The sequence below is a fragment of the Flavobacterium plurextorum genome (genome assembly GCF_024638035.1).
GTDB classification, from domain to species: domain Bacteria; phylum Bacteroidota; class Bacteroidia; order Flavobacteriales; family Flavobacteriaceae; genus Flavobacterium; species Flavobacterium plurextorum.
The window spans coordinates 3,084,095-3,108,523 of sequence record NZ_CP100442.1 but is presented as its reverse complement, the minus strand read 5'-3'; the positions used below and the strand labels follow the sequence as shown (position 1 = coordinate 3,108,523).

Here is a 24,429-nt window from a genome sequence, read left to right as displayed (position 1 = left end):
AATGGCAGCAGATAATTGTGCACCAGCCCTCGGACGCAAAAAACTAGGCTTCCTTGACCGCTTCTTGACCCTGTGGATTTTCCTTGCTATGGCTATAGGCGTGGCAATAGGATACTTTATTCCTTCAAGCGGAGATTTCATCAATTCATTCTCCAGCGGAACCACAAACATTCCATTGGCAATAGGGCTTATCCTGATGATGTATCCACCTCTGGCAAAAGTAAAATACGAGCAGATGGGTCAGGTTTTCAAAAACACAAAAGTCTTGGGCGCCTCCTTGTTCCTGAACTGGATCGTAGGCCCTGTCTTAATGTTTTTATTGGCGCTCCTGTTTTTGAACGGATATCCTGAATACATGATTGGAGTGATCCTGATCGGTCTGGCACGCTGTATCGCAATGGTTGTGGTATGGAACGATCTGGCAGACGGAAACCGTGAATATGCAGCAGGACTTATCGCACTTAACAGCATTTTTCAGGTGCTGCTTTACAGCGTATACGCTTACCTTTTCATAACCATTCTCCCTCCCTATTTCGGATATAATGGTTTTGAGGTGAACATAAGCATTGCACGGATTGCCGAGAGTGTGGCTATCTACCTGGGTATTCCTTTTGCTCTGGGAATCATAAGCCGTTATGCTCTTATCGCATTGAAAGGCTCTGAATGGTTTGAGAATAGGTACGTGCCTTTTATATCGCCAATTACTCTAATTTCACTGCTCTTTACGATCATTGTAATGTTCAGCCTGAAAGGGGAACTTATTGTTCAGATTCCTATGGACGTTGTACGTATTGCTATACCGCTTGTGATTTATTTTACTGTAATGTTTATCATCAGCTTTTTTACAGGAAAATATTTTGGAGCTGACTATTCAAAAGCGGCCTCTATAGCTTTTACGGCTACAGGAAATAATTTCGAACTTGCCATTGCCGTGGCAGTCGGCGTGTTTGGAATAAACAGCGGCCAGGCTTTCGCAGGTGTTATAGGTCCTTTGGTAGAAGTGCCTGCTCTTATAGCACTGGTAAACCTTGCATTCTGGTTCAGAAAGAAGTATTTCGCAAAACAGCTGCCTGCAGAAACTGCTTAAAAGAAATATGAGAATTGCAATAATATCGGATATACATGCGAACTTCCCTGCATTGGAGCAGACCTTAAAAAGTATTGAAGAGCAGAATATTGACGCTGTTTACTACCTAGGAGATTTCAATGAGATCCGTAAAAAGCATATTCCTAACCTTGCGGGAAATCACGACGTCACAGCTGTCAAGATACACAATGACGTTTCAAATCACATTGAAAGCTAAGCATATCAGATTGTGGGTCAAGAGCAGATAAAATATCTTTCTGCTCTTCCTGCCCACATCAAACTTGAATATCAGACGGCCAGAAAACTTATAAAGATTTTGATGGTTCATGGCAGTCCTTACAGCGACAGGGAATATCTGCTTGAGGATAAAAATGAGAAAGATTTTACTGACATCACCTGCATCTTATATTTTTACTTTTACCGGTTATATTATCAATCGGCCGCCTCCAGAAGATGCCGCTGAAAGCATACAGCGGATATTCAGCACCATTCTTTTTGACCGTCCCAATCTGGGCGCCGTATTGGTTTTAATCCTTTTAATGCAGTATTATGCACCTGTAAGCTGTTTGAATAATTAAACAGCGGTCCGGCTATGCATAATCCGGGTTTAAATAACTATTTTTACAGCCTTGCAGCCTATATGATCATGCGGAAAACATACTGATAATGAAGAGATTTAAATTCTTAAAAAACAAATATAAAGCTGAGCTGCTTATCGATACAGGCACTTACAGGGACATTCCATACTATTTTTTTGAAAGTGAGCTCCATGATACCGATTTCTACGAAATTATATTTTTCTCTAAAGGAAACGGGGTTTTAGAACTTGACCAGCAGCGAATTGAAATTTCAGACCAAACCGTGATTTTTATTTCTCCATTTCAAAAAAGAAAATGGTTTTTGGACAAGACTAAAATAGAGTGTTCTTTCCTTTTTTTCCAGGACAGCTTCCTATCTGATTTCTTCTCTGACAAGCTCTTCACTTTCAGGCTGCAGTATTTCTACAACAAAACCAAACCGCTCTATATCAAGGTTAATGATGACTTCTTTTCACAGTTGGAGAATATAATCTGCGAGCTGCTCGCTGAGATAAAAACATTCAGATCAGACAGCGAACACCTTATAAGGGCACTGCTGTATGTTATACTGATCAAACTCAACCGGGCCTATGCATCGCATTACCTTCTCTCCTGCGAAACAGAAAATAACAGCATTGCATTTATGTTCAAGGAGATCCTCCAGAATCAAGTCCGCAGGACAAGAAACATCGACTATTACGCCCGGCAGCTGGGCATCAGCAGGGTTACGCTCAATAAATGCATCAAAAAGCAGTTCGGGGTTACCGTCTCTGAAATGGTAAATGAATTTATACTCTTTGAAATAAAGTCCCTGCTGTGTTATACCAGGCTTAATGTAAATGAAATCTCATGCCGGCTTGAATTCTCCCAGGCCAATCATCTAACGCGTTTCTTCAAGGCGCAGACCGGGACTTCCCCAAAAGAATTCAGGAATGCTTATCAAAATGGTAGTTCTGTTATCTAACCGGTAATTATTCCCTTTGGGCTGTATTGTATTTTTGCGGATGAAAATATTTTTCTAAAAACAGCCTATCCATGAAAAACAGCACCAGATCTGCCTTAATGTTTACCTTGATACTGCTCCCCTGCTTACTATTTGGACAGCAGCAGCAAACCATTGAACTTGCTGATTTATACAAAAAAGGTAAGCTGAAACCGGTAAACAGAGAGGTCAAAATTGTTTCCAGTGACAGCGGAGCCTATCTAAAAATAGCCCAAAGCAAAAAGGAAGGCCTTGTATGGCTGCCTTTTAAGGACTTTAAAAACGGTACAATTGAAATCCAAATGCGGGGAAAAGACGTTTTCCAGCGGAGTTTTATAGGGATTGCCTTTCACCGTGCCGATGACAGCACTTATGATGCTGTCTACTGCCGTCCTTTTAATTTCTCTGCTAAAGATTCCATACGCAGAATTCATGCCGTACAGTATATTTCCCATCCCGATTTTACCTGGGATAGATTAAGAAAGCAGAGCAATGCGGTTTTTGAGAAAGAAATCATCAATCCGCCAGACCCCAACGGCTGGTTTACAATGAAATTAGTAATTGAGGGCGCAACTGTCAAAGCCTTTATAAACAATGCGGCCCAGCCTTCCCTTACAGTGCAGAAACTCAGCAGTGCATCACAGGGAAAAATAGGGCTCTTTACAGCAGACAGCAGCGGAGGAGACTTTAAAACCATCAGGATCAATTATAAAAATTAAAAACAATGCCCCCTGGATGCCGGGAGAGCCTACTTCTGTGATAAAATTCATTTATGGACTCCCAGGCACCCCCTTATGTCAAGAAAGGCCTGTAAATATGAGCTAATATCAAATATTATGATCAAAAGAATACTTTTAATTACCCTTATTTTTATGCCCCTTTTCACTGCTCAATCACAGAAGGAAAGCTTCAGTATCTGGGGAAGGATTGTAGATAGCGGATTCAATCCTATTGAATCATTTTCAATTAAGGTTTTCGAGCTTAATGCTTTTACAGATCAGAGAAAAAAAATCCAGGATTTAAAGGTCTGGGATCATAATGGGGAATTTTTAATAAAAAACCTTAGCGCGCAGCCTTATCTTATTGAAATTACAGTTGAAAATTATACCCGGTACAGCATTATAAAAACAGTGGCAGATAAAAACGAATCAGTAGGAGAAATCGTTTTACAGAATACCTGGTAAACCAATGAAGACCAAACAATCCCTGCATTGTGTCCTTTTGAAACCACAACTTACCAAAATGATGCTCTCTTATAAAACAGATTTTTTTGATCAGCAAAAAAATGCCTCCCAGATTTTAGCCCCGATTGGCAGTGAAATCCTTCTGCGCCGTGGTCCGCTACAAAAGATTATAACAGACAGCGGGGACAGTTCCATGAAAAAATTAATTTGATACCTGTACTTTATTGTGATAATATGATTCCCATTACACGAAGACCTGCCTGCTTCCCTTTTTTGAGGACTTTGATCCGGACAACACAGATCATGCTGCATGACTTTGATCCCATTAAAATGCACAGTGAAAAAGCCCCGGTCATTCCCGGTTTGACAAATGCTTTTCCGAGACAAAAAATAAATTTCTAACCGGACCCATCAAGGCTTTGGCCCAGTGCAGAAAGAACACTTTTTTCAGCAGCAGCACAAATCCGGCAAAAGAACTGGGTTTCTGCAAATATAGGTCGGCCCCCTTCTCAAAGGCATCTTCAATATCCGAAGCATGATCCCAAGTGGAAAGCATAACGGCCGGGATGTCCCGAAGCCCATCGTCTTTCTTTATTTCCTCCAGCGCCTCTTTCCCTCCTTTAACGGGCATATTGATATCGATAAAAATCATATCGGGATTGGGCTTGGATTCATCCCTGAGCGTATCTAGGAGCTCCTGACCATTTTCAACGGTCGTTACCTCAGAGGGCACCTCAGCCTCCTCCAAGGCATCAAGGAATAATTCCTGGTCTTCGGTATCATCCTCGGCCAGTATAATCTTTACCGGCTCTTTTTCATCTGCCCCTTCAGGGGACGTGCGGGCATTCTCAGAATTTATCATCTCAAAGCGGATTTAAACTCATCAAATGTAGCGCAAAAATGCTTAGAAGATTCCTGTAAACCAATAATATTAAAAACAGCAGGAAATTTAGCCCGCAAAGAGCAGGCACAAATAATTCAAAAAAAACTGCCGGCCAGATTTTATAAAGCACTATGGCCTCGCTGACAATTCTGCTGCCTTTACCGGAGATCAGACCCGGTCTTTGAAAAAAAATCCAAAAACAGGTAAAAATACGGGCAGGTCTGCAAGGCATTTGTACTAATTTTAGTCTGATTAAAAAAATCTTAAAAAAAACCGGCGCGAGCTTCAAGGCTGAGAGTCTGTGTATGTTCTATATAATGAGCCCTGTATCATTAAACCTAAATAATTATGAGAATTGGAATCATAGGAATCGGCAGCCTTACCCTTGAACTGGCCATAAGGTCTGCCAGGGCAGGATATAAAATTACCCTGCACAATCCCAGGGGCAGCAGCCTTGTAGGGGAAGTTACTGCAAAAATGGGATCCAATGCCGCCCTTGGCTCCCTTGAGAAGGCAGCGGCAGCAGATATTATACTTTTATTCCTTGCAAAGGATGATCTGGAGTGTGTCTTGAAGAAGCTGCCGGAGATGTCAGGAAAAATAATCCTGCATACCAGCAGCCTGATTTTTGATCCCCACTCGCTTTTATCGGGCATAACCCATACAATGACCTACAAAATTACGGCATCGCTGCTCCCCCGAGGCCCATATTGTAAAGCTCTTCAATCCGATAGATTTAAAAGCTGACAGCAAATGCACGGCCCATACAAATAGGGAAGAAATATTTTTTATTGCCGATCACAAGGCTTCGGGAAACTGCACCCGGAATTTTCTTAAAACACTGAATTTTACACCCATTGATCTTACCGGCAGGCTGCATCTGCAAAATACAGCAATGAAATTAAAACCAGTAATGCGTCCCCGCAGAGGGCCGTTTTCATAATAAACCGAATTAAAAAGACAGCTTCCTGCATCGGACCGCAATGAAAACCAAAGCTCACTTGTTAGGGTATAAAAAAAGCTGCCCCGGCGTATGGGATGCTCCGGCCTTCTGATGTGAAGAAAACGGTTTTTCGGATCTTTGATACCAAAAACAAAAAAGCCCGCCTGGGTACAGCAGACGGGCCTGGGTAAAAATCCTGAGTTAATTGAGTTAAGCTGGGTAATCTATTGATATGGTCTGCGAGAGGTTCTGCTCACTTATAAAGGCCTCAATATACTGCTGCACTTCATTTCTTTTATCGGGCTGGGTCTCAAAAGTATTGATATGATACTGCTCGTCCTGGTCCATGATATGGATAATCTCGGTATAGCCTTTTGAAATAAGGCTTCCTTTTAATTTAATTACCCTGAGCTGCTGCTGAGGCTCCAGATCCTTTCTCACCCTGAATTGTACTTGTCTGTGCATTGTAAAAAAAACTTACGGTGATAAACCGCTGTGATTATAAATCAAATATAATTATTAAAAAGCTAACCCAGGCATGCCTGAATGTTAAAAAATAACCTGTACGGCCTAAAATTTGCTGCTCCGCTGCTTTAAGAGCAGCAGCAACGTAAAGACCGAGCCCTGGTCCTTTGGCTTTTGTGGTGCCGCCATGCTGCTCAGCAATTTTCCTGCAGAGCGAAAGCTACACACCGCTGCCTTCATACTGGTCTTTGGAATGATGACAGTCAAAGGACGTGAAGATCCGCTCACTGTCAGCATCATTAAGCCCGATGCCATTATCCTCAATACTGATCTGCATCCAATCCCCCTGCTCGTCTTCTATGATACCGCAGGCGATAGCCACACGGGGCGGTACCTCTGCTTTGGATAATTTCAGGGCATTGTGCACCAGACTGTAAAAAAGCTCTGTCTTTCAAATATGTCCGCAATCCATTAAAGCTCAATATCCCTTGTTTCTTTTCAGTACTTTGATATAACAGCAGACTGCGGCAATGAACGCTGAAAGAAAATTGGAGTGAATGCTGAAAGTAAAACTGATAATAATATCACTTGTGCCCTGAGATTAAAAATACCTGCAGCGGCAGATCCGGCTGCTCTGCCTTGGCACTCACTGCCTAGCCCCCCGCAAAAGCTTTGACTGCGCAGAGAAATACAGCCACGGCTGCTAAGCAGCAGGCCGGCCGGCCACTTCAAATCATCCTTTGAATAAAATAAAAAATTTCAGCTTAAAAGGAAACCATGACCCGCATGTGGATCCTTCCAGTCAATTTCCATGACTCTGCGTATCAGGAATTTTAAATCCCTGTATGATACGGGCTTGACGGCATAAAAATCCGCCCCCATACCAAAGGCACGCTCCATAGTTCGGGGATTTCCCGAGGTGGAAAAAATAATAACCCGAATGTCTTTTATATCTTCTGAGCAGCTGCGTATTTCTTTAAGACATTCAAAACCATCTTTTAAGGGCATCTGCAGATCAAGAAGGATAAGGTCTGGAAGCGGATCTGGCTTTACAGACAGGGCTTCCATAAGCGCTTTGCCGTTTTCAAAAAGCCTCAGGCCCGCCAAAGGGAACATCTCATAAAAAAGCTCGGCAAAAATTTCCCTGTCATCAGGATCGTCATCGGCAAAATAGATATTTTTCATAGCTTTATGGCGTAATATTCTCTATTTTATAGTATAAGTTTAAGGAATCTTAAAATTTAAAAAGCCATATCTATAATCTATATTGACTTAAAACTTTAAAATCTGATGATACAAAATATTACTAATAATTAAATATACACAATTTTCCGGAACCTGAACAAAAACAGGAATCTTACCGTAATTGAAACTTTTTCTTAACTGATTTCAAGCCCCTGCACCACAAAGGCATTGCTGCCGCAGCCTGCTCTAAGCCAGAGGAAAACTCTCTTAAAGGCACCCGAATTTATTTTTATAAAGATTGAGTTCCTTGTCGGTTTTTTCCAGCAGTTTCTCCAGAAGGGCAATCTTGTCACTGTAGAGCCTGTTTAAAACACTGCCCTGTCCTGTGCCGGCAATGCTTTTAAAGCCGGGTTCCACATAATGACTGATGTCAAACTTTATGATGTTTCTAACATCCATTTCAAAGACTGCGGCAATTTCTTCCAGCTTTTCAAAACTCAACCGGTTTGAGCCTTTTTCAATCCTGCTGTAGCCCGCCTGTGTGATATTAAGCCTTAAGGCCATATACTCCTGGGTGTAATTTTTAAGTTCTCTGATTGTTTTTATATTTTCATTTATTCTGCTGTACATAAATCTGGATTTAATTACGTTTAAATTTTTATGCTGACGAACATGCTGAATCAGGCACTACTGCAAATAAATAAACCTGAGGTTTTCATGCAATAACAAATGTTAACTGTTTGGATGTTTTTTTTCATGGCATACTCCAGGCAGCTCAGGTGCACGGTACTGATATTAAGGCATGAAGCAATATAATACTGCGGCACCCGCTGCGTAAAGCCTGCAAACTGGATATTCATGGTTTTATAGCACTCCATGGGAGAATGCATGTAAAAATCCTTTATCTTTTCGTTAAGCAAAAAAATAATCTCCCATAATAATTCTTCGCAGCTTATCTCCATATCTCTAGATTTCACATAGATTCATATACAAATTAACGCTGCAAAGACCGTAAAAATTTCCTAAAAAATATCAAAACTCTGCCTGGCCGCTATAAAATAGTACTTCCAGCCGAACTTAAAATTTTGCTTTATGCCGTCAGCCTGTTTTACATGATTGCCTGCCAGGAAAAATGGATTCAAATTCAGCAAGGATTGTCTGTCATGCAGAGCGCTCTTTGGCATCTTAATTACTTACTGCCTGCTTTTTTTTTCCTTAAAAATTCTAAACTGATTATTTTCAGCTCACACCTTTTACAGGAGTGAGGGAAGAATGCTTTGTGATTTAAAACCTTATATAAAAAAATAGCTTCCCATTTTTTTTTATTTTTGATTCAATTTTCTTATTTTAAAAAAAATATTTTGTGGAAAAAACTTTTGTGCTTGCTGATAAAATACTTCAATTACTTGCAGCAAATATTAATTCATGCCTTACTTTTGAAGAGCTCTCAGAACTGCTTAACCCGGTTTTTAAAACCTCAGGCATGAATATCGGCGATCCGTCTCTTGAAAAGCTGAAGCATGCAGAAACAGTAGATGCCATAATATTTTTGGAACAGCAGGGATATATCGTTTTAAATCCAGATAATGACCAGAGCACCGTAAGCCTTAAGGGGATAATTAAAATAAAAAATGACGGGGGCTTAAAAAGCAGCTTACCAAGCTAAAACAATTCACCTGCCTGATAAACTTTAAAGAAGCCGGCGATGCAAACAGATAAAATAATGCCAATATTCATAACCTTTGTTAATTATAAAAAAAGAATATAAAAAAGCATGCAGACCAGCAGTTATGCCTTTAAACTTCTTCCTAAAAGTTAATAAAAACACAATTTAATTTCTTTTTACCCTTTACCGCATTTTAATACACTATATTTGAACAAATTAAATATTTAAGATGCAAGAAGGTACAGTAAAATTCTTCAATGAAGAAAAAGGTTTCGGATTTATAACACCAAATAACGGAGGAAACGAAATTTTTGTCCATGTTTCAGGTCTATCGGAAAATATCCGTGAAAACGACTCGGTTCGATACGACATAAAAGAAGGCCAAAAAGGGCCAAACGCAGTGAATGTAATAATAGCTTAACATAACTATAAGAACACTTTGATAAAGCATCTGTCCCAGACAGATGCTTTTTTTTTATCATAAAAAAATTCAAGAGCCTTTTGTCCTTATTAAATTAGTTTTTTAAGCATTCCGCTGAATATAAAACCATGAAACGGAAAACATTAAATAAATTATTTGGCATATGTGATAAGCTTCATCAATATAGATGTAAATCAAAGAATGATTTAAGGGATCTTTTCTTATTGCAGGTCCGGACCAGTTTGCTTATTGGATAATAAAAAAGCAAACAATTATTTTCTGTTCTGAACTAAATAATTGATAATACGCTTAAGGATTATCAGTATTGCTTAATATTAAGATATTTCTTTTAAGCTGGATCTCCTGAAATCCAAAGGTGAGATACCGGTATATTTTTTAAAATATTTTACAAAATAAGAGTTATCGTCAAAACCTAAGCAATTTCCAATTTCACTGATATTGTAATTGGTGCCAAGTAGCATTCTTTCTGCTTCTGCAATAATCCTTTCGCAGATAATCTCAGAGGGACTTTTATCTAATAATTGGCTGGTAAGACCCGATAATGTCCTGGAAGAGATCTGCATAAGTTCTGCATAATGGCAGATTTTAAGTTCTTTTTTATAATTTTCCTCTACCAGATCAAGAAATTTCATCAATAGCAGCTGCTTTTTACCCTCAGGTAAAATCCTGCGCCCATCAAATAGATATTCTTTTTCCCATCTATACTGAAGCTGGATAAGAAAAGCTTTGAGGTAAGATCTTAAAAGCTCTTCATGGCTGTTTTGATTTTTATCTGCGAATTCATTTCTAATCAGATTTAAATATTCATCTAAAATAAAGGCATCATCTCTGGTAAGTGAAAAAAATGGCCATTTGCGATTATCCAGCAGGCTGTGTTTTGAAAAAAATGCAGTATCCTTATTGTCCTGAATTAGAAATTCTTCATTAAACTGAATTAAAACTCCGCTGTAATTGGTGTTTCTGTCAAAATAATGGTTATCATTTTCAGTCAGAAAAAAAAGAGTGTTCTGGTCAATATCCCATGCTTTTAAATTAACAAAATAGCTGCCATTGCCCTTTTTAAACCAAATGATCTGATAGTGGTTCGCGGCATGGGCTTTCCTTCTTTTTTTATCATATTTTTTTAAGTAAGCATCAATTTGGTACAAAGAAAACCTTGGCACATTATGCTGATACTGATTCAGATGATACTCAGCAGTATTATCGGAGCTTCCATTATTTTTTTGCATTGAAGGCGATTAAAAAATTATACTTGTCTGAGAGTAGAAGCAGCATTAATGCGTTGGATTTTACTCCCTGGATTTACTGTTTCTCACTCTTTATCTCTATTACAGCTTTACCTTTCGAACGCCCGCTTTCTACATACTGCAGTGCCTGGTTAGTCTGCTCAAAAGCAAATATTTTATCCACTACGGGTCTGATAACCTCAGCTTCAATAAGATTTGTAATTTCCTGCAGCTGGCTTCCTTCTGCCCTCATAAATAGGAAACTGTAGTGCACCTGCTTTTTTTCAGCCTTATTTTTTACGCCATAACTAAGCAGGGACATAATGATTTTTAAATACCAAGGCAGTCCTATTTCTTTGGCAAATTCAGGTGTCGGCGGTCCTGAAATAGAAATTGCTTTTCCATTTGGTTTTAAAACATTCAACGATTTTTCAAGTGTTTTTTGATCCTGGCTGTTTACGACAACATCATAATCTTTAAGCATAGTTTCAAAATCATTTGTTTTGTAATCGATCAGTACGTCCGCTCCAAGGTTTTTAAGCAGATCAAAACTTTTTGTGCTGGCTGTTGTGGCAACCACTGCACCTAAGTGTTTTGCCAGCTGTATCGCTATAGTTCCAACACCACCCGAACCTGCCTGTACAAATGCTTTCTGCCCCTTTTTTAAATCTGCACGCTCAACCAGCGCCTGCCATGCCGTTAGTGCAACTAGCGGAATGGAAGCGGCTTCATTCATTGAAATGTTTTTGGGTTTAAATGCCACATCTTTTTCATTTACTGCGATATACTGGGCAAAGGTTCCTGCATGATAGTCCGCAGGACGGGAATATACCTGGTCTCCCACTTTAAATTTCTTCACATCTTTACCTACTTGGGTAATGATACCGGCCACATCATGCCCCAGAATCATAGGGAGTTTATAAGGAAGCATCAATTTAAATTCTCCTGTTTTAATTTTTGAATCCAGCAAATTGACTCCCGCAGAATAAACCTCAATCAAAACATCGTTGCTGCCTACATCAGGAGTTGGGAGATCTGCAAGCTGAAGACCTCCTTTGGTATATTTATTTATGATAAATGCTTTCATATTAATTTTTTAAAAGCTGATAGCTTTTCTTCGGGTTAATTAGTTTATAGGCTGTTTTTGGAAAAAACCTGTTAACCAGGTTAAAGAGTTTCGCATCGCCCACACGGATGGTATAATTTTCCTTTTGAAGCCCGCTGATAAGTCCTTTTACCATTTCTTCAACCGATATTTTTTTATCTTTCCGGTCTGCTGTCATTTCTGTAGCAACAAGGGGAGGGACCAGTTCAAAGACTTTTACATTACTTCCAATAATTTTTAAGTGTTCACGAAGCGAAACCGTATAGAAAGCCAGTGCCGTTTTAGAAGAAGAATAAGTAGCTTCAATTAATGACGGGGCCTGGCTGAGTATTGATGTCGTATTTATTATCGCTGCTTCTTTTCTGGATTGCAGCATGTCCATAAAAAGATTATTAAGCCTGATAACCCCAATATAATTAACCTGCATTTCGTAGGCCGCACCATCAATATGTTTGTCATTTGGGATGCCTAAATTAGATGGAGGAACAAGTACGGCGGCATTATTATACAAAATATCAATGCCGCCCAATTCTCTTACTTTGCTGAAAAGAAATTTTGCATCTTCTTTATTTGCCGCATCGCTTTGAATCGCTGTAATCGCAGGATATGCCTTTTTAGCGGCATCCAACTTAACCTGATTTCTTCCCGTAATGATTACTTTGGCTCCAGCTGCCAAAAACTGTTTGGCCGCTTCAAACCCAATACCGGAAGCTCCTCCGGTAATCAAGATCGTTTTGCCTTTTATGTTCATAGTGCTTTATTTAAAGAATTGCTTAGAATCACCAACCGGAACATCAAACTGATTTTTTTCTAGAGCCAGAAACAATTCATCGGCTACTTCATCTGGTGATATACCGTCTGCTCCTCCTATCTCGGCTGAAAATTCGGTATTAACCAATGGCGGATATACTTCATAGATTTGAAGATTTTTTTCTTCTTCGTAAGTATACCGCAATGCAACAGTATAACTGTGCAGTGCCGCTTTTGTTGCTCCATAAGTGGGAACTAATTTATGACTTCCAAACACCGAAATAGATGAAATGTTAACTACAGCAGATTCCGTTTTTTGCAGTAAATGCGGCACTAAAAGCTCCGTAAAATGAATTACACTCAAATAGTTGGTATTCATTTCAATAGCGGCTTTTTGGTGGGCATTTAAAGTTTCACTCAGCAGATAACTAAATGCTGCTCCCGCATTGTTAATGATTACATTTACTTCTGGATAATCTTCTTTTAATTGTTTTGCAATTCGAATTCTATCAGCTTCTATAGATAAATCGCCTTGTATCGCAGCTGCATTATCCAATTCTTTTAAAGCACTCTGCAGGCGTTCTTCATTTCGCCCGTTAATTATGATCGTATTGCCTGATTGGCTTAGTTTTTTAGCAATTGCCAATCCTATTCCAGCACTTCCCCCGCTTATGAATATTGTATTCCCTGCTGTTTTCATTTTTATTTCTATTTAAATTATTTTTTATTCTTTAGTTATCAAATTAATAAATTCTCATTTTTAGACTTTTTAGTATATTTTAAAATAAACTTTTTGGTATATTTTTAATCAAAAAAAATTATAAGACGTATTGTTCTAATTCAGATTTCAGGCTTTTAACAAGTCCCTGCATTGGTTTTGCCGTCCCCATAACCCTGCACATTACAATTCCCCCTTCAACTGAAGCTGTCAATTTAAAAGCAAAGACAGCAGGATCAAGATTACTTGAAAATTCGCCCGTATTGATGCCTTCCTGCAGCAGAGCTTCTAATTCCTGCTGGCCGTTTCTAAATACTTTAGCTACTTTTTCTTTTATTAGAGGATAATTATCATCTGCTTCCACCGCAGTGTTAAATATAGGACAGCCTCCTGAAATATAAGTTTCGATTGGGTTTTTATAAAAATCTAAAAATGCACACACTTTACCTTTTATTGTTTTTGCTTGATAAACTGCGGCTCTGATTCTGTCTGAAACCATTTTTAAAGACAAATCAATAACCTGCTCAGATAAATCTTCTTTATTTTCAAAATGACCGTAAAGGCATCCTTTAGTAAGTTTTGTTGCTTCGAGAACATCATCAATATTCACCCCCGATATCCCCTTTTCATTATAAAGCGGCACCGCAGTTTCAAGTATAAATTGTTTTGTTCTTTCAGCTTTACTAAGCATTGCAAATTAATTAGGGCACAAATATACTAAAAAGTATATTTTAAAAATTAAAATTAACAATCATTTTTAAATTTAATAAATTAAGTGTCAAAAATCAAACAAGATCAGCCTGCTAAAGTATTCAATTACATGAATTAGTCCGGGCATTTGCTGCTGGCGCAAAATAATAAGTATTCAGCCAGCGTGGCCTGTCTTGTTTGACTGACCATTTTTTTCCGCTATTTTTGGCTGCCATCGCATCCACATTCAAAATAAAACTCTTTATATAATGCCCTTTCTAGATCAATTTAACTTGTTAATTCATTAATCATTCCGTTAAAAATAAAACCATGAAAAGGCAGAACTGAATACCAGTACAGCCTGCCTAATATTCCCTTAGGCTTAAAAGTGGCGGCCTGATATAATGTATTATTGAAAATTTTAAATTCGAGCCAGGCTTCTCCGGGCAGTTTCATTTCTGCATATAAAATTAATTTTCCCTGCTGCTTATCTGCATATACCACACGCCAGAAATCAAGTGCGTCCCCTGCATGAATCTCATGTCTGCTTGTTCTTCCGCGTCTGGCGCCCACCCCTCCAAAAATCTTATCAATAAAGCCGCGCAGGCTCCACAGCCAGTCTGCGTAATACCATCCGGTTTCTCCGCCGATAGACCAGATTTTAGATATTACAGCGTCCCTGTCAATGATTTTCCTTTTTCTTCTGTCAATAAAACAATCCTTTTTAGGAACCTTGAGATAATAAGCTGTGCTTCCTTTAAACTGCCCGCTGATCTGTGCGTCTTTCCAGCTCGAAGCCACCGCATCTTCATCGATTTTTATAAGCGCCCGCTGCAATGCCTGACTGTAACTCATTGGATTGACAAGCAATAAATCATTAATTCTTGTATCCCTGCAGACCACTTCTACTTTCATACTGCTCACGAGTGCCGAAGCCAGTTTAAAAGAAGTTGAAGTTATGAAATACAGCCAGTAGGATGACAATTTAGGGGTCATCACAGGCAGCGTATAAATATATCTTTTGAGTTTTTTTGCCTGGGCAAACCCCAGCAGCATTTCTTTATAGGTAAGGATATCGGGCCCGCCGATATCAAAACTTTCGTTATAGGTTTTAGCATTCAGCAGTGACCGCCTTAAAAACTCTAAAACATCGGCAATGGCAATAGGCTGGCATTTGGTATTAAGCCATTTCGGGGTAATCATAACAGGCAGTTTATGGACCAGATCACGTATGATTTCAAACGAAGCACTGCCGGATCCTACAATAATTCCTGCTCTGAGTGTGGTGGCTGGCTTTTTTCCGCTTTTTAAAATTTCTTCGACGGCTTTTCTGGAAGATAAATGTTTAGATAAAGATTTATCATTAACAATACCGCTTAAATAAATAATCTGCTTTGCACCTGTTTTGTTTATTTTATCCTTAAAATAATGGGCAGAAATACTTTCCAGCTCATCATAGTTAGATGCACCTGACATGGAATGAATAAGATAATATGCAGCATCGATATCATCAGGGATTTTTTCTACGCTTTCTGCATCTAAAAAATCAACTTCAAGAAGCTGGATATTTTTTAAAGCTTTATCTGGATAGTAGAACCTGCTTTTATCTCTCACACAGCAGATTACTTCATGTCCTTGATCCAGCAGTAAAGGCAGAAGCCTTTTGCCAATATATCCTGTTGCGCCTGTTAATAGAATTTTCATGTCTGCACGATTATATTTTAATACTAACCAGACCATAATCCATCTGAAAAATCTGGCCCGAAATTGATCCTGCCGCTTCAGAAATCAGATAATCTGCCATGTGTGCCACTTCCCGGGGTTTTAAATAATTTTTAAGCGGATGGCGCTCTATCATATTTTCTTTCATACGCTCATTGCGCAGAATCGAAGCAGATAATGATGTTTCAGTAATCGTTGGGGCAATGGCATTAATGCGTATTGCCGGAGCCAGCTCTGCGCCCAATGATTTTACAAGCCCTTCAACTCCGCCTTTAGCAGCGGCTATGCTGGCATGATACGGCATTCCGAGTTTTACTGCAACGGTGCTGAAAAGCACAATACAGGGATGTGCTGCTTTTTTTAAAGCCGGCAGATAATGCTGTATCGCTTTTACGGCGCCGATAACATTAATTTCAAAATCATTCCTGAAATCATCAATACTCAGACTTGAAATAGGTTTTAGGTTTATCGATCCCGGACAATAAATAAGAGCATCGAGACTTTCAATTTCGGGAAGATTATCATTTAAAATATCAGCCGGATAATGGATTAAATTAGGATGATAAATTTCAGGAGCAGTCCTGCTGATGTTATACACCTGCTTATTTTCTAACTGCTGCAGCAATATTGCACTGCCAATTCCCCTGCTGCCACCGATAACTGCTATTTTTTCCATTGTTCTATAATTTAATTATTGCATTGTAAATCAATTTTTTAAAGATGCTGTTTTCATCATAAAGATAGTTATTGTTTAACTTTTATCAAATAACATTAAACAAAAATAAATCTAATTAATTACCTTAGCGCTATTGCAGACAAAAAATGGTAATCTAAACAGCTTATTGGCATGAACACGAAACAAAGTAATTTTTCTCTCCTTGAACTGGATCGCATAATAGAAATGGCTTGGGAAGACAGAACCACTTTTGATGCCATAAAGTTTCAATTCAATTTATCAGAAGCTGATGTAAAGGCTTTAATGAAAAAAGAACTAAAATTCAGCAGTTATAAATTATGGCGCAGACGTGTTGAGAACAGCAAAACCAAACATGCAGCAAAACGTCCATCAGAAATCGATCGCTTTAAATGCAGCAGACAGCGCGGGATTTCTAACAATAAAATTTCAAAGCGAAGATGAAAACAAAATTTCTAGATTCTACAGATATTGATCAGCTGCAGAGCCGCGAAAGAGTTCATCTGATCAATAGTCTTGGAGGTTTTAAAAGTGTTTCACTCATTGGAACCAAAAGCCGGTCAGGAAATACGAATTTGTCTATCTTTAGTTCCCTGTTTCATATTGGACTTGCAACAAAAATCTTGGAACACATAATTTAGAGTAGATTCCTTTTTTGCCATAAAAATTAACGCGGTAACAGATAAAAAAGAGGTTGTACTAAATTTACATCAGTATACCTAATATACTTTATGCTCTAATTATTACTATATTAAAAAAAACGTTATACATTTAGATACTCTTAAAAATAATACAATGATAAAAAACGGTAATATCCTAATAATAGAAGATGATGCAGATGACAAGGAGATTTTAGAAGATGTAATTGTATCTCTGGGTACCACTAACAAAATCGTCTGGAAAATTAATGGCGCAGAAGCACTTGAATACCTATGTAACAGTAATGAAAAAATGCTGATTATTTTTTGCGATGTGAACATGCCAATTATGAATGGACTGGAGCTAAAGAGACTTATAGATGCTGACCCGGTCCTTAGAAAAAAAAGCATACCTTTTGTTTTTTACTCAACCGCAGCAACGGAAAATGCCATTGAAGAAGCTTACACTACACTTAGTATTCAAGGCTTTTTTAAAAAAGAAAATGACTTCCATAAAACAAAAGCAATTATCAATACAGTACTTGAGTACTGGAAAAATTGCGTTCACCCAAATACATAATTTTATTCTAAATGTGGAAAAATTAGGACAATTAACAAACAGTTGTCAACTGAATGGCCACACCAATTTTCGGAATAAGACCACTGAAAATTAGAATCTGGTTAACTTTGCTCTCCTTTCAGTTTCTGAAGAATTTCAAGACACCGTTTTCGTTTATCGATAATAGACCGGGAGATTTTGATGCTTTGTATGATGTAACATAAAAATTTTCGATAATTTAAACCGTAAATTGATTTAATTTATTTTCTATTCTTTCACCTGTTTGTAAACTTCAATTTTACCTATTACGTCAAAATCCAAAGTATAATTAATAGTGAATTGATAATTTTCATTCATCAAGATTATCATTTCAGTCTGATAAATCGAATTGCCCAAATTTAACTTTGGATTTTTGGATAAAATGAGATAATAGGGCAATGCACTTTGAGATAATTCATTATTGATCAACATATCAAATCCTTCTTTTGTGGTTTGCTCAACAAAACAAGAACCGGGAAAGTTAGGTTTATTTTTAGCTATAAAACTCTTAAAAAGTTCAAGATCTGATTTGTTAAAAGAAAGCGCTTGTAAATTTAAATTGCTAAACTTATCAAGTTTAAACCATTTAATATTTACAATTAACTTTTTAGAATCTAAGTTGTATTTAAAATAGGCCAGCTGCGTATTTATTGTATACATGGATAATATTTCTAATTAAATTACTACAGGATAAGTTTATTGGTAATGCTCTACAATTGGACATGTAATCCTATTAACAGCTGATAAATAAAAAATAAGGCGTTTTTTTAACAGTGGCTTTTATGCAATGGCTAATTTAGTGTGAATTCAAGAAAAAAAACAATCAAATTTAACATTTAGAACCATTCTAGTCAGTAGGAATAAACTTCCAGTAATAGCTTTATCGTCCTTTGTTTTTAAACAGCCTTTTATCTTTTTGCAGGTAAAACTTAAAAGTATTTTGGCAAGACTTAACTATTTACAACATTTCTAAACAAGTAGTTACCTGAAAATATTACAGGATTATTAGCTATATTTGAATTGTGAAAAAACACCTTTCCATATTATTTTTATCGGTCTACCTGCTTTCTATAACGCAATTGGTAGAGCTTATAAAGCTGCCTGTAATGGTAGAACATTATGTGGAACATAAAGAACGAAATCCTGCCTTAACAATTCTTGAGTTTTTATGCATTCACTATCAGGGACCAGATGTATATGATGCCGATTATGCTAAGGATATGAAACTGCCTTTTAAATCACACACCAATATCAGTTCTGTTGTATTTTACCCGTTGATACAAGAATACGAAACCATACAAAAAGTAAATTTTACGTATAAAAAACAAAATTTATATACGTATTCATTTACCTATTCTTCTATTTCCCTTTCCTCTATCTGGCAGCCGCCCAGAGACTGTTAATCGTTTTTTATCGGCTTAAAAATTTCACGTCTACTGGCGCGTGTTTTGCTATTGCTTATTTTTTACAACGACGATTAACAAAACAAACTTATGCTTTCTAAAAATAATTGAGTTTTGTGTAAGCAATAAACTCATCGCAGGGCTTTTTATAATTGCCCCGATTGGTCTATGAACAGCAATGTCAACAGGCACAAAATCGGGTTTAGCCAATGCATTGCCTGGATGAAAATGGAGAACAAAGAAGAATAGAAAATTAATACTTTAAAACAAAACATTATGAACGGAGCACATTATCACTTAGTATTGAACCACTTGCCTATTATTATACCCATTGTAGGTTTATTGATACTCATAGGCGGATTTGCAGTAAAATCTGAAATTGTAAAAAGAACAGCTTACTGTATTTTTATACTGGGAGCAATTACGGCATTTGCAGCAATAGCAACAGGCGAAGGCGCCGAGCATGTGGTAAAACAAATTGAGGGAATCTCTAAAAGTTTAATCCATGAACATGAAGAAAAAGCAGAGGTATTTGCTTTATTATCCTATGCATTGGGCATAGGTTCTATAGCCGCTTTATGGAGCAATTGGAAAAAGAAATTGTATGCTAATTATATTGCATTGGCTATAGTGGTGTACTGCCTGACAGTTTTATACTTTGGTCAGCAAACAGGCACTACAGGCGGGGAAATCAGACATTCTGAAATTAGATAACTGCTAACTGATTATTTCATAAAATATTTACGAACCTAAAATAGTATTATAAAATTCAGAATCATTCTACAAGTCTTAATCCATTACTTTACAATGTGTTGATGTAATTTTTATGATATAAAACAAAAAAATTTAATATGAATACAATTCAGGATGAGGCAAAACTTCATACCTTCTTAAAATCAGTTGATTCAAATATAGAGAAGCTTAATGACAAAAAAATAATAGCCTTTTTCGAATTTTTAGGATTAAAAGACCGTGAGGATATCCCTAAGGATTTTCTTGATTGGGAAAATATTCTTGTTGTGCTGCCAAATCGCGAGATGTTAAATGAAATAAAAAAATATAAGGATTCAATATACCGAATTTCATTTGTTACAAACGCAAATGCAAAGCAGATTCATATTTATGATATGAATGACTGGAAAAGTGCTACACAAAAAAAAACAGCATTACAAATAAGACAGTTTCTAAAAACTAATTTTGGAGGCGTTCCAAAAACCTCTGAAGATCCGGATTGGATTAAACTACTATAAATTAAAATTATGCACGTTGAAAATCATTATATCAATAGAAGCGGGTGGCTCAGGGCAGCAGTTCTGGGGGCAAACGACGGAATTTTATCGACCACTAGTTTAGCGATTGGTGTTGCGGCGGCGAGTATAACCAGAGAACCTATTTTGCTTGCGGCCGTAGCAGGTTTAGTAGCAGGTGCGCTTTCTATGGCGGCAGGCGAATATGTATCGGTAAGTTCCCAGTCTGATGTAGAAACTGCAGATTTGAAAAGAGAAAAAATCGCTCTTGAAACGCTGCCCGAAGAAGAACTGGAAGAACTCACCGATATTTACATTCAAAGAGGATTAAATAAAGAACTGGCCAGGCAGGTTGCTGTCGAATTAACGGCTCATGATGCCCTTGAAGCCCATGCCCGGGATGAACTGGGAATCAATGAAATCACACAGGCCAATCCTTTAACTGCAGCTTTTGCATCGGCCATATCCTTTATTATTGGTGGTTTATTGCCGCTTTTGGTGGCTATTTTTGCTCCTATCAAAGAAATGGTTTTTTATCAATATGGCTTCTCCATACTCTTTTTGGCATTATCAGGAATACTGGCAGCAAAAGCTGGCGGATCACATACTTTAAAAGCGGTATTACGTATCTGTATCTGGGGTACTTTTGCCATGGTAATGTCAGCACTCGTGGGTTATATTTTTGGTGTTCAGACTGCTTAGGGAATAGTTTTTTTGATTTAAAATTTAATCGAATCTTAAGCAAGCAAAAAAAATAAGATACCCAACAATTCGTTATTTCGTATATACTTAAAACAACTCCGCAAAATGAAACTAATTACAATGTTCCTTTTAATGACAGTACTTCCCATCAACTGGGAACCTGACTTTACTAATGCCAAAAAAGTGGCAAAGGAAAAGCACGAATTAATTCTACTCAACTTTTCCGGTTCAGACTGGTGCGGGCCTTGTATCGTGACGCGCAGAGACTATCTTGAAAATCAAACATTCACAGAGATGGCCAACGAGAATCTGGTACTGGTTAATGCTGATTTTCCACGAAAGAAGAAAAACATTGGAACTCCCCAGCAAGTAAAGCGAAACGAGGATTTAGCCGAAATTTACAATAAAGAAGGAAGTTTCCCTCTAACCCTGCTTCTTGATGCTGATGGAAAAGTTCTTAAAACCTGGCACGGAAAACCAGAAACTACTCCTGAGCAGTGGACAGCCGAAATAAAAGCAATCTGTGATAGCAAAAAGTAACATACTGAAAAAACAGAAGTATTCCGAGTCCCTAAAACTCATGGGAAACAACTTTACTATTACTGTTGTGGCAGAAAATGAGCATATTGGAAATAAGAGTATTAACCTTGCCATTGAGGAAATAAGACGCATCGAAAAACTTTTGACTACTTATAAAGCCGACAGCCAAACCAACCTGATTAACGAAAATGCAGGAATTAAGCCTGTTAAAGTAGATTTAGAAGTTTTTAATCTTATCGAAAGATGTATTGGAATTTCTAAAATTACACAAGGAGCTTTTGATATTTCTTATGGAAGTATCGACAAAAGTCTATGGAATTTTGATAAAGCAATGACCCAATTACCAGATGCCGAAACGGCACTCAAAATGGTACATCTTATTGATTACAGAAATATCATTTTAGATCAGGAAAACACAACCGTATATTTAAAACAAAAAGAAATGCGAATTGGTTTTGGCGGTATCGGAAAAGGATATGCCGCAGAAATGGCAAAGCAGATTCTTTTAAATCATAATGTTGAAAGCGGAATTATTAATGCCAGCGGAGATCTTTCGGCCTGGGGATTACAGCCAGACGGCAGAAAATGGACAATTGGCGTAGCAGATCCTGATGCTCCAAATGCAGCATTCTCTTATATGGAAATTTCCAATAAAGCAGTGGCGACCTCTGGAAATTATGAAAAGTTTGTAACCATTAACGGCAAAAAATATTCGCATACCATTGACCCAAAAACAGGACTTCCGATAACCGGAATAAAAAGCGTGACCATTATTAGCGGAAACGCAGAATTTGCAGATGCAATGGCCACTCCAATAGCGGTTATGGGTATTAAAGCAGGCTTGTTTTTAATAGATCAGATAGCAGATCTATATTGTATTATCATCGACGACAACAATAAAATTTACACTTCTAAAAACATTAACCTGAAATGAAAAAGCCAAAACAAAAAGCGCTAGTACTGTTATGCAGCATTGCTTTTACGGGCATTCTGTTCACCTCCTGCACATCGGTAAAAGAATACCAGAAAGGAAAAATCAACGATTCTGAAATGGTCCTTTCCAACAGGAAAATAGAAAAGACAGAACTCAGTTTCCAATCCTACCGTGAAGGAGCTTCCGGGGCAAATTCAGGAAAAAGCGGCGGCGGCTGCGGTTGTAACTAATTTTCATACTATAAAAAATGAAAAGAATATTCATTACAGGATTTGCCTTACTGGCATTATTTCAGACAAGAGCACAAAATGTTCCTACAGATTCCACAGCTTACAAAAGCAAAAAATTAAAACTAGAGGAGGTAAATCTGGTTTCCAGCTATTACAAGCAGGACGGAAACAATTCAGCCGTTACCGGGGGAATTGGTTCTGAACATTTAACCGACATTGCCAACACGATCGATGTTAAACTGGTAAAATACGGAGAAACCGGAATCAAGCATACTTTTGATATTGAAGCCGGTATTGACCACTATACCTCTGCCTCATCAGATATGATTGATTTAAGTGCCAATTCATCTGCATCTTCTTCAGACAACCGCTTCTACCCTTCTCTAACTTATCTAAGAGAAAATGAAGAGAAAGGAAGAACATTGGGTATTGGCGTTTCATCATCGACCGAATTTGATTATCAGTCGTTTGGAGGCAATATCAGCTTCTCCCAAAAAACAAAAGACAGAAATGGTGAATTCACGGCCAAATTTCAAACCTTTCTCGATCAGTTAAAACTGATTGAACCTGTTGAGCTTCGCACTTCGGGAGGCGAAGGCTACGGAAGCGCGAACCGAAATACTTTTGCAGGAACTTTGAGTTATTCTCAGGTAGTAAACAAAAATCTGCAGGTCATGCTTGTAGGTGACGTTATCAGCCAAAACGGATATTTAAGCCTTCCGTTTCACAGGGTTTATTTTGCAGACGGTTCTGTTCATCAGGAAAAAATGCCCGATACCAGACTTAAAATTCCACTGGGGATCAGGGCCAGTTATTTCTTAGGAGACAATGTAATTATTCGCGCCTATTACAGATATTATACCGATGACTGGAGTCTCAGAGCACATACTGCCGATCTTGAAATTCCGGTGAAATTAACCCAGGCATTTTCAATGAGCCCGTTTTACAGATATTATACCCAAACTGGCACGAAGTATTTTAAACCGTATGGCGAACATACAGCAGCTGATGAATATTACACCAGCAACTATGATTTGTCTAAGTTTGACAGCAGTTTCTTTGGGATGGGAATGAAATTCACTCCATTAAACGGAATCTTCGGACTCAAACACTGGAATACTTTAGAGATTCGTTATGGTCATTATACAAGAACTACCAATATGACTTCGGACATTATCAGTATTAACATCAAATACAAATAGAATTAATTATTTAAAAACACAAAGCCCAATCCAATTGGGCTTTGTGTTTGAATAACATCACAGCAGCAAAATGAAATTGTCCTGGTACAAAAAGAACAGATAAGAATCTCTGATAAAAAACCGTTACCTTTAAATCAGCGAACAGCAATAGAAAATGAATAGAATTTTTGAAAAATTAACCCGTCATCTGGCAAAGAATCCAAGAAGACTTTTCTTAATTGACTCTGTGGGGGCTCTGCTAACCGCTGTACTGCTTTGTGGAGTGCTTTCAAATCTAAGCCCCTATATTGGCATGCCCAAGACAACACTCAATTTACTCTTCTCAATCGCAGCTTGTTTCTGCTTTTACTCGGCTGCCTGCTTTTTATTTTTAAAAGCAAAATGGGCGCTTTACATCAGACTAATAAGTTTTGCCAATTTACTGTACTGCGCGCTGACCATTGCCTTTTTATTTATTCATTACAACAAGCTTACAATTCTTGATCTGATGTACTTCTCAGCTGAAACAGCAATCATCTGCCTGCTTCTTTACATAGAGCTTACCGTATCGGGAAAAATTTTAAACAAGCGGTAATGGCAGTCAAATTATCTCGCGCCGTAAACCCTGCCTTTAAA

Annotated in this window: 35 protein-coding genes; 22 read left to right on the top strand and 13 right to left on the bottom strand. The window is 37.8% G+C overall.

Annotated elements, in window-relative coordinates:
- Window position 1 precedes the first annotated feature (1 nt).
- The 7 genes from arsB to NLG42_RS13895 all read left to right on the top strand — a co-directional run bounded on the left by arsB (window position 2) and on the right by NLG42_RS13895 (window position 4,042).
- The gene (gene arsB, locus NLG42_RS13925) at window positions 2-1,087 is read left to right on the top strand and encodes an ACR3 family arsenite efflux transporter (protein WP_257681322.1); all 1,086 of its coding nucleotides are present in this window, start codon (window positions 2-4) and stop codon (window positions 1,085-1,087) included.
- Between the two features lie 7 nt (window positions 1,088-1,094).
- Window positions 1,095-1,304 carry a metallophosphoesterase family protein gene (locus tag NLG42_RS13920; RefSeq protein WP_246611232.1) on the top strand — a complete coding sequence of 70 codons (210 nt, stop codon included), beginning with the start codon at window positions 1,095-1,097 and terminating at the stop codon, window positions 1,302-1,304.
- Window positions 1,305-1,458: 154 nt separating this feature from the next.
- On the top strand, window positions 1,459-1,665 hold the full coding sequence (locus tag NLG42_RS13915; RefSeq protein ID WP_219071073.1) for a hypothetical protein: 207 nt from the start codon (window positions 1,459-1,461) through the stop codon (window positions 1,663-1,665).
- 88 nt (window positions 1,666-1,753) lie between these two features.
- Window positions 1,754-2,629 (top strand): AraC family transcriptional regulator, encoded by an 876-nt coding sequence (locus NLG42_RS13910; RefSeq protein WP_219071070.1) that lies wholly within the window; start codon window positions 1,754-1,756, stop codon window positions 2,627-2,629.
- Window positions 2,630-2,700: 71 nt separating this feature from the next.
- Window positions 2,701-3,366 carry a hypothetical protein gene (locus NLG42_RS13905; protein ID WP_257681321.1) on the top strand — a complete coding sequence of 222 codons (666 nt, stop codon included), beginning with the start codon at window positions 2,701-2,703 and terminating at the stop codon, window positions 3,364-3,366.
- A gap of 75 nt (window positions 3,367-3,441) precedes the next feature.
- A complete protein-coding gene (locus NLG42_RS13900; RefSeq protein ID WP_219071068.1) occupies window positions 3,442-3,831 on the top strand; it encodes a hypothetical protein in 390 nt (129 codons plus the stop codon).
- A gap of 4 nt (window positions 3,832-3,835) precedes the next feature.
- Complete coding sequence (locus NLG42_RS13895; RefSeq protein ID WP_219071067.1) at window positions 3,836-4,042, top strand: hypothetical protein; 207 nt, start codon at window positions 3,836-3,838, stop codon at window positions 4,040-4,042.
- Window positions 4,043-4,183: 141 nt separating this feature from the next.
- On the opposite strand, the gene NLG42_RS13890 is transcribed toward NLG42_RS13895, so the two are convergent.
- A complete protein-coding gene (locus NLG42_RS13890) occupies window positions 4,184-4,693 on the bottom strand; it encodes a response regulator (RefSeq protein WP_095927791.1) in 510 nt (169 codons plus the stop codon).
- Window positions 4,694-5,062: 369 nt separating this feature from the next.
- Here NLG42_RS13890 and NLG42_RS13885 point away from each other — a divergent pair, with 369 nt between their 5' ends.
- Entirely contained in the window at window positions 5,063-5,461 is a 399-nt protein-coding gene (locus NLG42_RS13885) for an NAD(P)-binding domain-containing protein (protein WP_219071066.1), read from the top strand.
- A 406-nt stretch (window positions 5,462-5,867) separates the two neighbouring features.
- On the opposite strand, the gene NLG42_RS13880 is transcribed toward NLG42_RS13885, so the two are convergent.
- The 4 genes from NLG42_RS13880 to NLG42_RS13870 form a co-directional block, all read right to left on the bottom strand.
- The gene (locus NLG42_RS13880) at window positions 5,868-6,122 is read right to left on the bottom strand and encodes a hypothetical protein (RefSeq protein WP_095927794.1); all 255 of its coding nucleotides are present in this window, start codon (window positions 6,120-6,122) and stop codon (window positions 5,868-5,870) included.
- A gap of 220 nt (window positions 6,123-6,342) precedes the next feature.
- The gene (locus NLG42_RS24495; protein WP_379786624.1) at window positions 6,343-6,552 is read right to left on the bottom strand and encodes an ATP-binding protein; all 210 of its coding nucleotides are present in this window, start codon (window positions 6,550-6,552) and stop codon (window positions 6,343-6,345) included.
- A 329-nt stretch (window positions 6,553-6,881) separates the two neighbouring features.
- Complete coding sequence (locus tag NLG42_RS13875; RefSeq protein WP_219071064.1) at window positions 6,882-7,307, bottom strand: response regulator; 426 nt, start codon at window positions 7,305-7,307, stop codon at window positions 6,882-6,884.
- A 267-nt stretch (window positions 7,308-7,574) separates the two neighbouring features.
- Window positions 7,575-7,937, bottom strand: coding sequence for a helix-turn-helix domain-containing protein (locus tag NLG42_RS13870; RefSeq protein WP_219071063.1), 363 nt, complete (start codon window positions 7,935-7,937; stop codon window positions 7,575-7,577).
- A gap of 733 nt (window positions 7,938-8,670) precedes the next feature.
- Between NLG42_RS13870 and NLG42_RS13865 the strand changes: the two genes are divergently transcribed.
- Both NLG42_RS13865 and NLG42_RS13860 read left to right on the top strand, forming a co-directional pair.
- On the top strand, window positions 8,671-8,973 hold the full coding sequence (locus NLG42_RS13865; protein WP_219071062.1) for a hypothetical protein: 303 nt from the start codon (window positions 8,671-8,673) through the stop codon (window positions 8,971-8,973).
- 229 nt (window positions 8,974-9,202) lie between these two features.
- Window positions 9,203-9,394 carry a cold-shock protein gene (locus tag NLG42_RS13860; RefSeq protein WP_219071061.1) on the top strand — a complete coding sequence of 64 codons (192 nt, stop codon included), beginning with the start codon at window positions 9,203-9,205 and terminating at the stop codon, window positions 9,392-9,394.
- Between the two features lie 335 nt (window positions 9,395-9,729).
- Here the strand turns inward: NLG42_RS13860 and NLG42_RS13855 are convergent, their stop codons facing one another.
- The 7 genes from NLG42_RS13855 to NLG42_RS13825 form a co-directional block, all read right to left on the bottom strand.
- A complete protein-coding gene (locus NLG42_RS13855) occupies window positions 9,730-10,644 on the bottom strand; it encodes a helix-turn-helix domain-containing protein (protein ID WP_219071060.1) in 915 nt (304 codons plus the stop codon).
- Between the two features lie 73 nt (window positions 10,645-10,717).
- Window positions 10,718-11,728, bottom strand: a complete 1,011-nt coding sequence (locus NLG42_RS13850) for an NADP-dependent oxidoreductase (RefSeq protein WP_219071059.1) — start codon at window positions 11,726-11,728, stop codon at window positions 10,718-10,720.
- A 1-nt stretch (window position 11,729) separates the two neighbouring features.
- The gene (locus NLG42_RS13845) at window positions 11,730-12,497 is read right to left on the bottom strand and encodes an SDR family oxidoreductase (RefSeq protein WP_219071058.1); all 768 of its coding nucleotides are present in this window, start codon (window positions 12,495-12,497) and stop codon (window positions 11,730-11,732) included.
- Between the two features lie 6 nt (window positions 12,498-12,503).
- Window positions 12,504-13,196 (bottom strand): SDR family oxidoreductase, encoded by a 693-nt coding sequence (locus NLG42_RS13840; protein WP_219071057.1) that lies wholly within the window; start codon window positions 13,194-13,196, stop codon window positions 12,504-12,506.
- Window positions 13,197-13,314: 118 nt separating this feature from the next.
- Window positions 13,315-13,905 carry a TetR/AcrR family transcriptional regulator gene (locus NLG42_RS13835; protein WP_219071056.1) on the bottom strand — a complete coding sequence of 197 codons (591 nt, stop codon included), beginning with the start codon at window positions 13,903-13,905 and terminating at the stop codon, window positions 13,315-13,317.
- A gap of 287 nt (window positions 13,906-14,192) precedes the next feature.
- Window positions 14,193-15,608 carry an SDR family oxidoreductase gene (locus NLG42_RS13830; RefSeq protein WP_219071055.1) on the bottom strand — a complete coding sequence of 472 codons (1,416 nt, stop codon included), beginning with the start codon at window positions 15,606-15,608 and terminating at the stop codon, window positions 14,193-14,195.
- Window positions 15,609-15,618: 10 nt separating this feature from the next.
- Window positions 15,619-16,302 (bottom strand): SDR family NAD(P)-dependent oxidoreductase, encoded by a 684-nt coding sequence (locus NLG42_RS13825; RefSeq protein WP_219071054.1) that lies wholly within the window; start codon window positions 16,300-16,302, stop codon window positions 15,619-15,621.
- Window positions 16,303-16,473: 171 nt separating this feature from the next.
- On the opposite strand from NLG42_RS13825, the gene NLG42_RS13820 reads away from it, so the two are divergent.
- From NLG42_RS13820 to NLG42_RS13810, 3 genes are all read left to right on the top strand, one after another.
- Window positions 16,474-16,764, top strand: coding sequence for a TIGR03643 family protein (locus tag NLG42_RS13820; protein WP_219071053.1), 291 nt, complete (start codon window positions 16,474-16,476; stop codon window positions 16,762-16,764).
- Window positions 16,761-16,961, top strand: a complete 201-nt coding sequence (locus NLG42_RS13815; RefSeq protein WP_219071052.1) for a hypothetical protein — start codon at window positions 16,761-16,763, stop codon at window positions 16,959-16,961. Before NLG42_RS13820 ends, NLG42_RS13815 begins: the two co-directional genes overlap by 4 nt.
- 154 nt (window positions 16,962-17,115) lie before the next feature.
- Window positions 17,116-17,538, top strand: coding sequence for a response regulator (locus NLG42_RS13810; protein ID WP_116751095.1), 423 nt, complete (start codon window positions 17,116-17,118; stop codon window positions 17,536-17,538).
- Between the two features lie 246 nt (window positions 17,539-17,784).
- Here NLG42_RS13810 and NLG42_RS13805 read toward each other — a convergent pair whose 3' ends face one another.
- On the bottom strand, window positions 17,785-18,216 hold the full coding sequence (locus NLG42_RS13805) for a hypothetical protein (protein WP_219071051.1): 432 nt from the start codon (window positions 18,214-18,216) through the stop codon (window positions 17,785-17,787).
- A 362-nt stretch (window positions 18,217-18,578) separates the two neighbouring features.
- Here NLG42_RS13805 and NLG42_RS13800 point away from each other — a divergent pair, with 362 nt between their 5' ends.
- The 9 genes from NLG42_RS13800 to NLG42_RS13760 all read left to right on the top strand — a co-directional run bounded on the left by NLG42_RS13800 (window position 18,579) and on the right by NLG42_RS13760 (window position 24,388).
- Window positions 18,579-18,959 (top strand): hypothetical protein, encoded by a 381-nt coding sequence (locus NLG42_RS13800; protein ID WP_219071050.1) that lies wholly within the window; start codon window positions 18,579-18,581, stop codon window positions 18,957-18,959.
- 276 nt (window positions 18,960-19,235) lie between these two features.
- Entirely contained in the window at window positions 19,236-19,673 is a 438-nt protein-coding gene (locus NLG42_RS13795; RefSeq protein ID WP_219071049.1) for a hypothetical protein, read from the top strand.
- A gap of 137 nt (window positions 19,674-19,810) precedes the next feature.
- A complete protein-coding gene (locus tag NLG42_RS13790) occupies window positions 19,811-20,209 on the top strand; it encodes a hypothetical protein (protein ID WP_219071048.1) in 399 nt (132 codons plus the stop codon).
- Window positions 20,210-20,218: 9 nt separating this feature from the next.
- The gene (locus tag NLG42_RS13785; protein WP_219071047.1) at window positions 20,219-20,908 is read left to right on the top strand and encodes a VIT1/CCC1 transporter family protein; all 690 of its coding nucleotides are present in this window, start codon (window positions 20,219-20,221) and stop codon (window positions 20,906-20,908) included.
- A 105-nt stretch (window positions 20,909-21,013) separates the two neighbouring features.
- Window positions 21,014-21,448: a thioredoxin family protein gene (locus NLG42_RS13780; RefSeq protein WP_219071046.1), complete on the top strand. Its 435-nt coding sequence runs from the start codon at window positions 21,014-21,016 to the stop codon at window positions 21,446-21,448.
- 40 nt (window positions 21,449-21,488) lie between these two features.
- Window positions 21,489-22,382, top strand: a complete 894-nt coding sequence (locus NLG42_RS13775; RefSeq protein WP_219071045.1) for an FAD:protein FMN transferase — start codon at window positions 21,489-21,491, stop codon at window positions 22,380-22,382.
- Window positions 22,379-22,612, top strand: coding sequence for a DUF4266 domain-containing protein (locus NLG42_RS13770; protein ID WP_056251109.1), 234 nt, complete (start codon window positions 22,379-22,381; stop codon window positions 22,610-22,612). The genes NLG42_RS13775 and NLG42_RS13770 overlap by 4 nt, the downstream gene beginning before the upstream one ends.
- Window positions 22,613-22,629: 17 nt before the next feature.
- Window positions 22,630-23,814, top strand: coding sequence for a DUF3570 domain-containing protein (locus tag NLG42_RS13765; protein ID WP_056251106.1), 1,185 nt, complete (start codon window positions 22,630-22,632; stop codon window positions 23,812-23,814).
- A gap of 154 nt (window positions 23,815-23,968) precedes the next feature.
- Entirely contained in the window at window positions 23,969-24,388 is a 420-nt protein-coding gene (locus NLG42_RS13760) for a hypothetical protein (RefSeq protein ID WP_219071044.1), read from the top strand.
- The last annotated feature ends 41 nt before the right edge of the window (window positions 24,389-24,429 follow it).

Coding starts and splice junctions, on each gene's coding strand:
- arsB (WP_257681322.1), top strand. CDS start 2: ATGGCAGCAGATAATTGTGCACCAGCCCTCGGACGCAAAAAACTAGGC.
- NLG42_RS13920 (WP_246611232.1), top strand. CDS start 1,095: ATGAGAATTGCAATAATATCGGATATACATGCGAACTTCCCTGCATTG.
- NLG42_RS13915 (WP_219071073.1), top strand. CDS start 1,459: ATGAGAAAGATTTTACTGACATCACCTGCATCTTATATTTTTACTTTT.
- NLG42_RS13910 (WP_219071070.1), top strand. CDS start 1,754: ATGAAGAGATTTAAATTCTTAAAAAACAAATATAAAGCTGAGCTGCTT.
- NLG42_RS13905 (WP_257681321.1), top strand. CDS start 2,701: ATGAAAAACAGCACCAGATCTGCCTTAATGTTTACCTTGATACTGCTC.
- NLG42_RS13900 (WP_219071068.1), top strand. CDS start 3,442: ATGTCAAGAAAGGCCTGTAAATATGAGCTAATATCAAATATTATGATC.
- NLG42_RS13895 (WP_219071067.1), top strand. CDS start 3,836: ATGAAGACCAAACAATCCCTGCATTGTGTCCTTTTGAAACCACAACTT.
- NLG42_RS13890 (WP_095927791.1), bottom strand. CDS start 4,693: ATGATAAATTCTGAGAATGCCCGCACGTCCCCTGAAGGGGCAGATGAA.
- NLG42_RS13885 (WP_219071066.1), top strand. CDS start 5,063: ATGAGAATTGGAATCATAGGAATCGGCAGCCTTACCCTTGAACTGGCC.
- NLG42_RS13880 (WP_095927794.1), bottom strand. CDS start 6,122: ATGCACAGACAAGTACAATTCAGGGTGAGAAAGGATCTGGAGCCTCAG.
- NLG42_RS13875 (WP_219071064.1), bottom strand. CDS start 7,307: ATGAAAAATATCTATTTTGCCGATGACGATCCTGATGACAGGGAAATT.
- NLG42_RS13870 (WP_219071063.1), bottom strand. CDS start 7,937: ATGTACAGCAGAATAAATGAAAATATAAAAACAATCAGAGAACTTAAA.
- NLG42_RS13860 (WP_219071061.1), top strand. CDS start 9,203: ATGCAAGAAGGTACAGTAAAATTCTTCAATGAAGAAAAAGGTTTCGGA.
- NLG42_RS13855 (WP_219071060.1), bottom strand. CDS start 10,644: ATGCAAAAAAATAATGGAAGCTCCGATAATACTGCTGAGTATCATCTG.
- NLG42_RS13850 (WP_219071059.1), bottom strand. CDS start 11,728: ATGAAAGCATTTATCATAAATAAATATACCAAAGGAGGTCTTCAGCTT.
- NLG42_RS13845 (WP_219071058.1), bottom strand. CDS start 12,497: ATGAACATAAAAGGCAAAACGATCTTGATTACCGGAGGAGCTTCCGGT.
- NLG42_RS13840 (WP_219071057.1), bottom strand. CDS start 13,196: ATGAAAACAGCAGGGAATACAATATTCATAAGCGGGGGAAGTGCTGGA.
- NLG42_RS13835 (WP_219071056.1), bottom strand. CDS start 13,905: ATGCTTAGTAAAGCTGAAAGAACAAAACAATTTATACTTGAAACTGCG.
- NLG42_RS13830 (WP_219071055.1), bottom strand. CDS start 15,608: ATGAAAATTCTATTAACAGGCGCAACAGGATATATTGGCAAAAGGCTT.
- NLG42_RS13825 (WP_219071054.1), bottom strand. CDS start 16,302: ATGGAAAAAATAGCAGTTATCGGTGGCAGCAGGGGAATTGGCAGTGCA.
- NLG42_RS13820 (WP_219071053.1), top strand. CDS start 16,474: ATGAACACGAAACAAAGTAATTTTTCTCTCCTTGAACTGGATCGCATA.
- NLG42_RS13815 (WP_219071052.1), top strand. CDS start 16,761: ATGAAAACAAAATTTCTAGATTCTACAGATATTGATCAGCTGCAGAGC.
- NLG42_RS13810 (WP_116751095.1), top strand. CDS start 17,116: ATGATAAAAAACGGTAATATCCTAATAATAGAAGATGATGCAGATGAC.
- NLG42_RS13805 (WP_219071051.1), bottom strand. CDS start 18,216: ATGTATACAATAAATACGCAGCTGGCCTATTTTAAATACAACTTAGAT.
- NLG42_RS13795 (WP_219071049.1), top strand. CDS start 19,236: ATGAACGGAGCACATTATCACTTAGTATTGAACCACTTGCCTATTATT.
- NLG42_RS13790 (WP_219071048.1), top strand. CDS start 19,811: ATGAATACAATTCAGGATGAGGCAAAACTTCATACCTTCTTAAAATCA.
- NLG42_RS13785 (WP_219071047.1), top strand. CDS start 20,219: ATGCACGTTGAAAATCATTATATCAATAGAAGCGGGTGGCTCAGGGCA.
- NLG42_RS13780 (WP_219071046.1), top strand. CDS start 21,014: ATGAAACTAATTACAATGTTCCTTTTAATGACAGTACTTCCCATCAAC.
- NLG42_RS13775 (WP_219071045.1), top strand. CDS start 21,489: ATGGGAAACAACTTTACTATTACTGTTGTGGCAGAAAATGAGCATATT.
- NLG42_RS13770 (WP_056251109.1), top strand. CDS start 22,379: ATGAAAAAGCCAAAACAAAAAGCGCTAGTACTGTTATGCAGCATTGCT.
- NLG42_RS13765 (WP_056251106.1), top strand. CDS start 22,630: ATGAAAAGAATATTCATTACAGGATTTGCCTTACTGGCATTATTTCAG.
- NLG42_RS13760 (WP_219071044.1), top strand. CDS start 23,969: ATGAATAGAATTTTTGAAAAATTAACCCGTCATCTGGCAAAGAATCCA.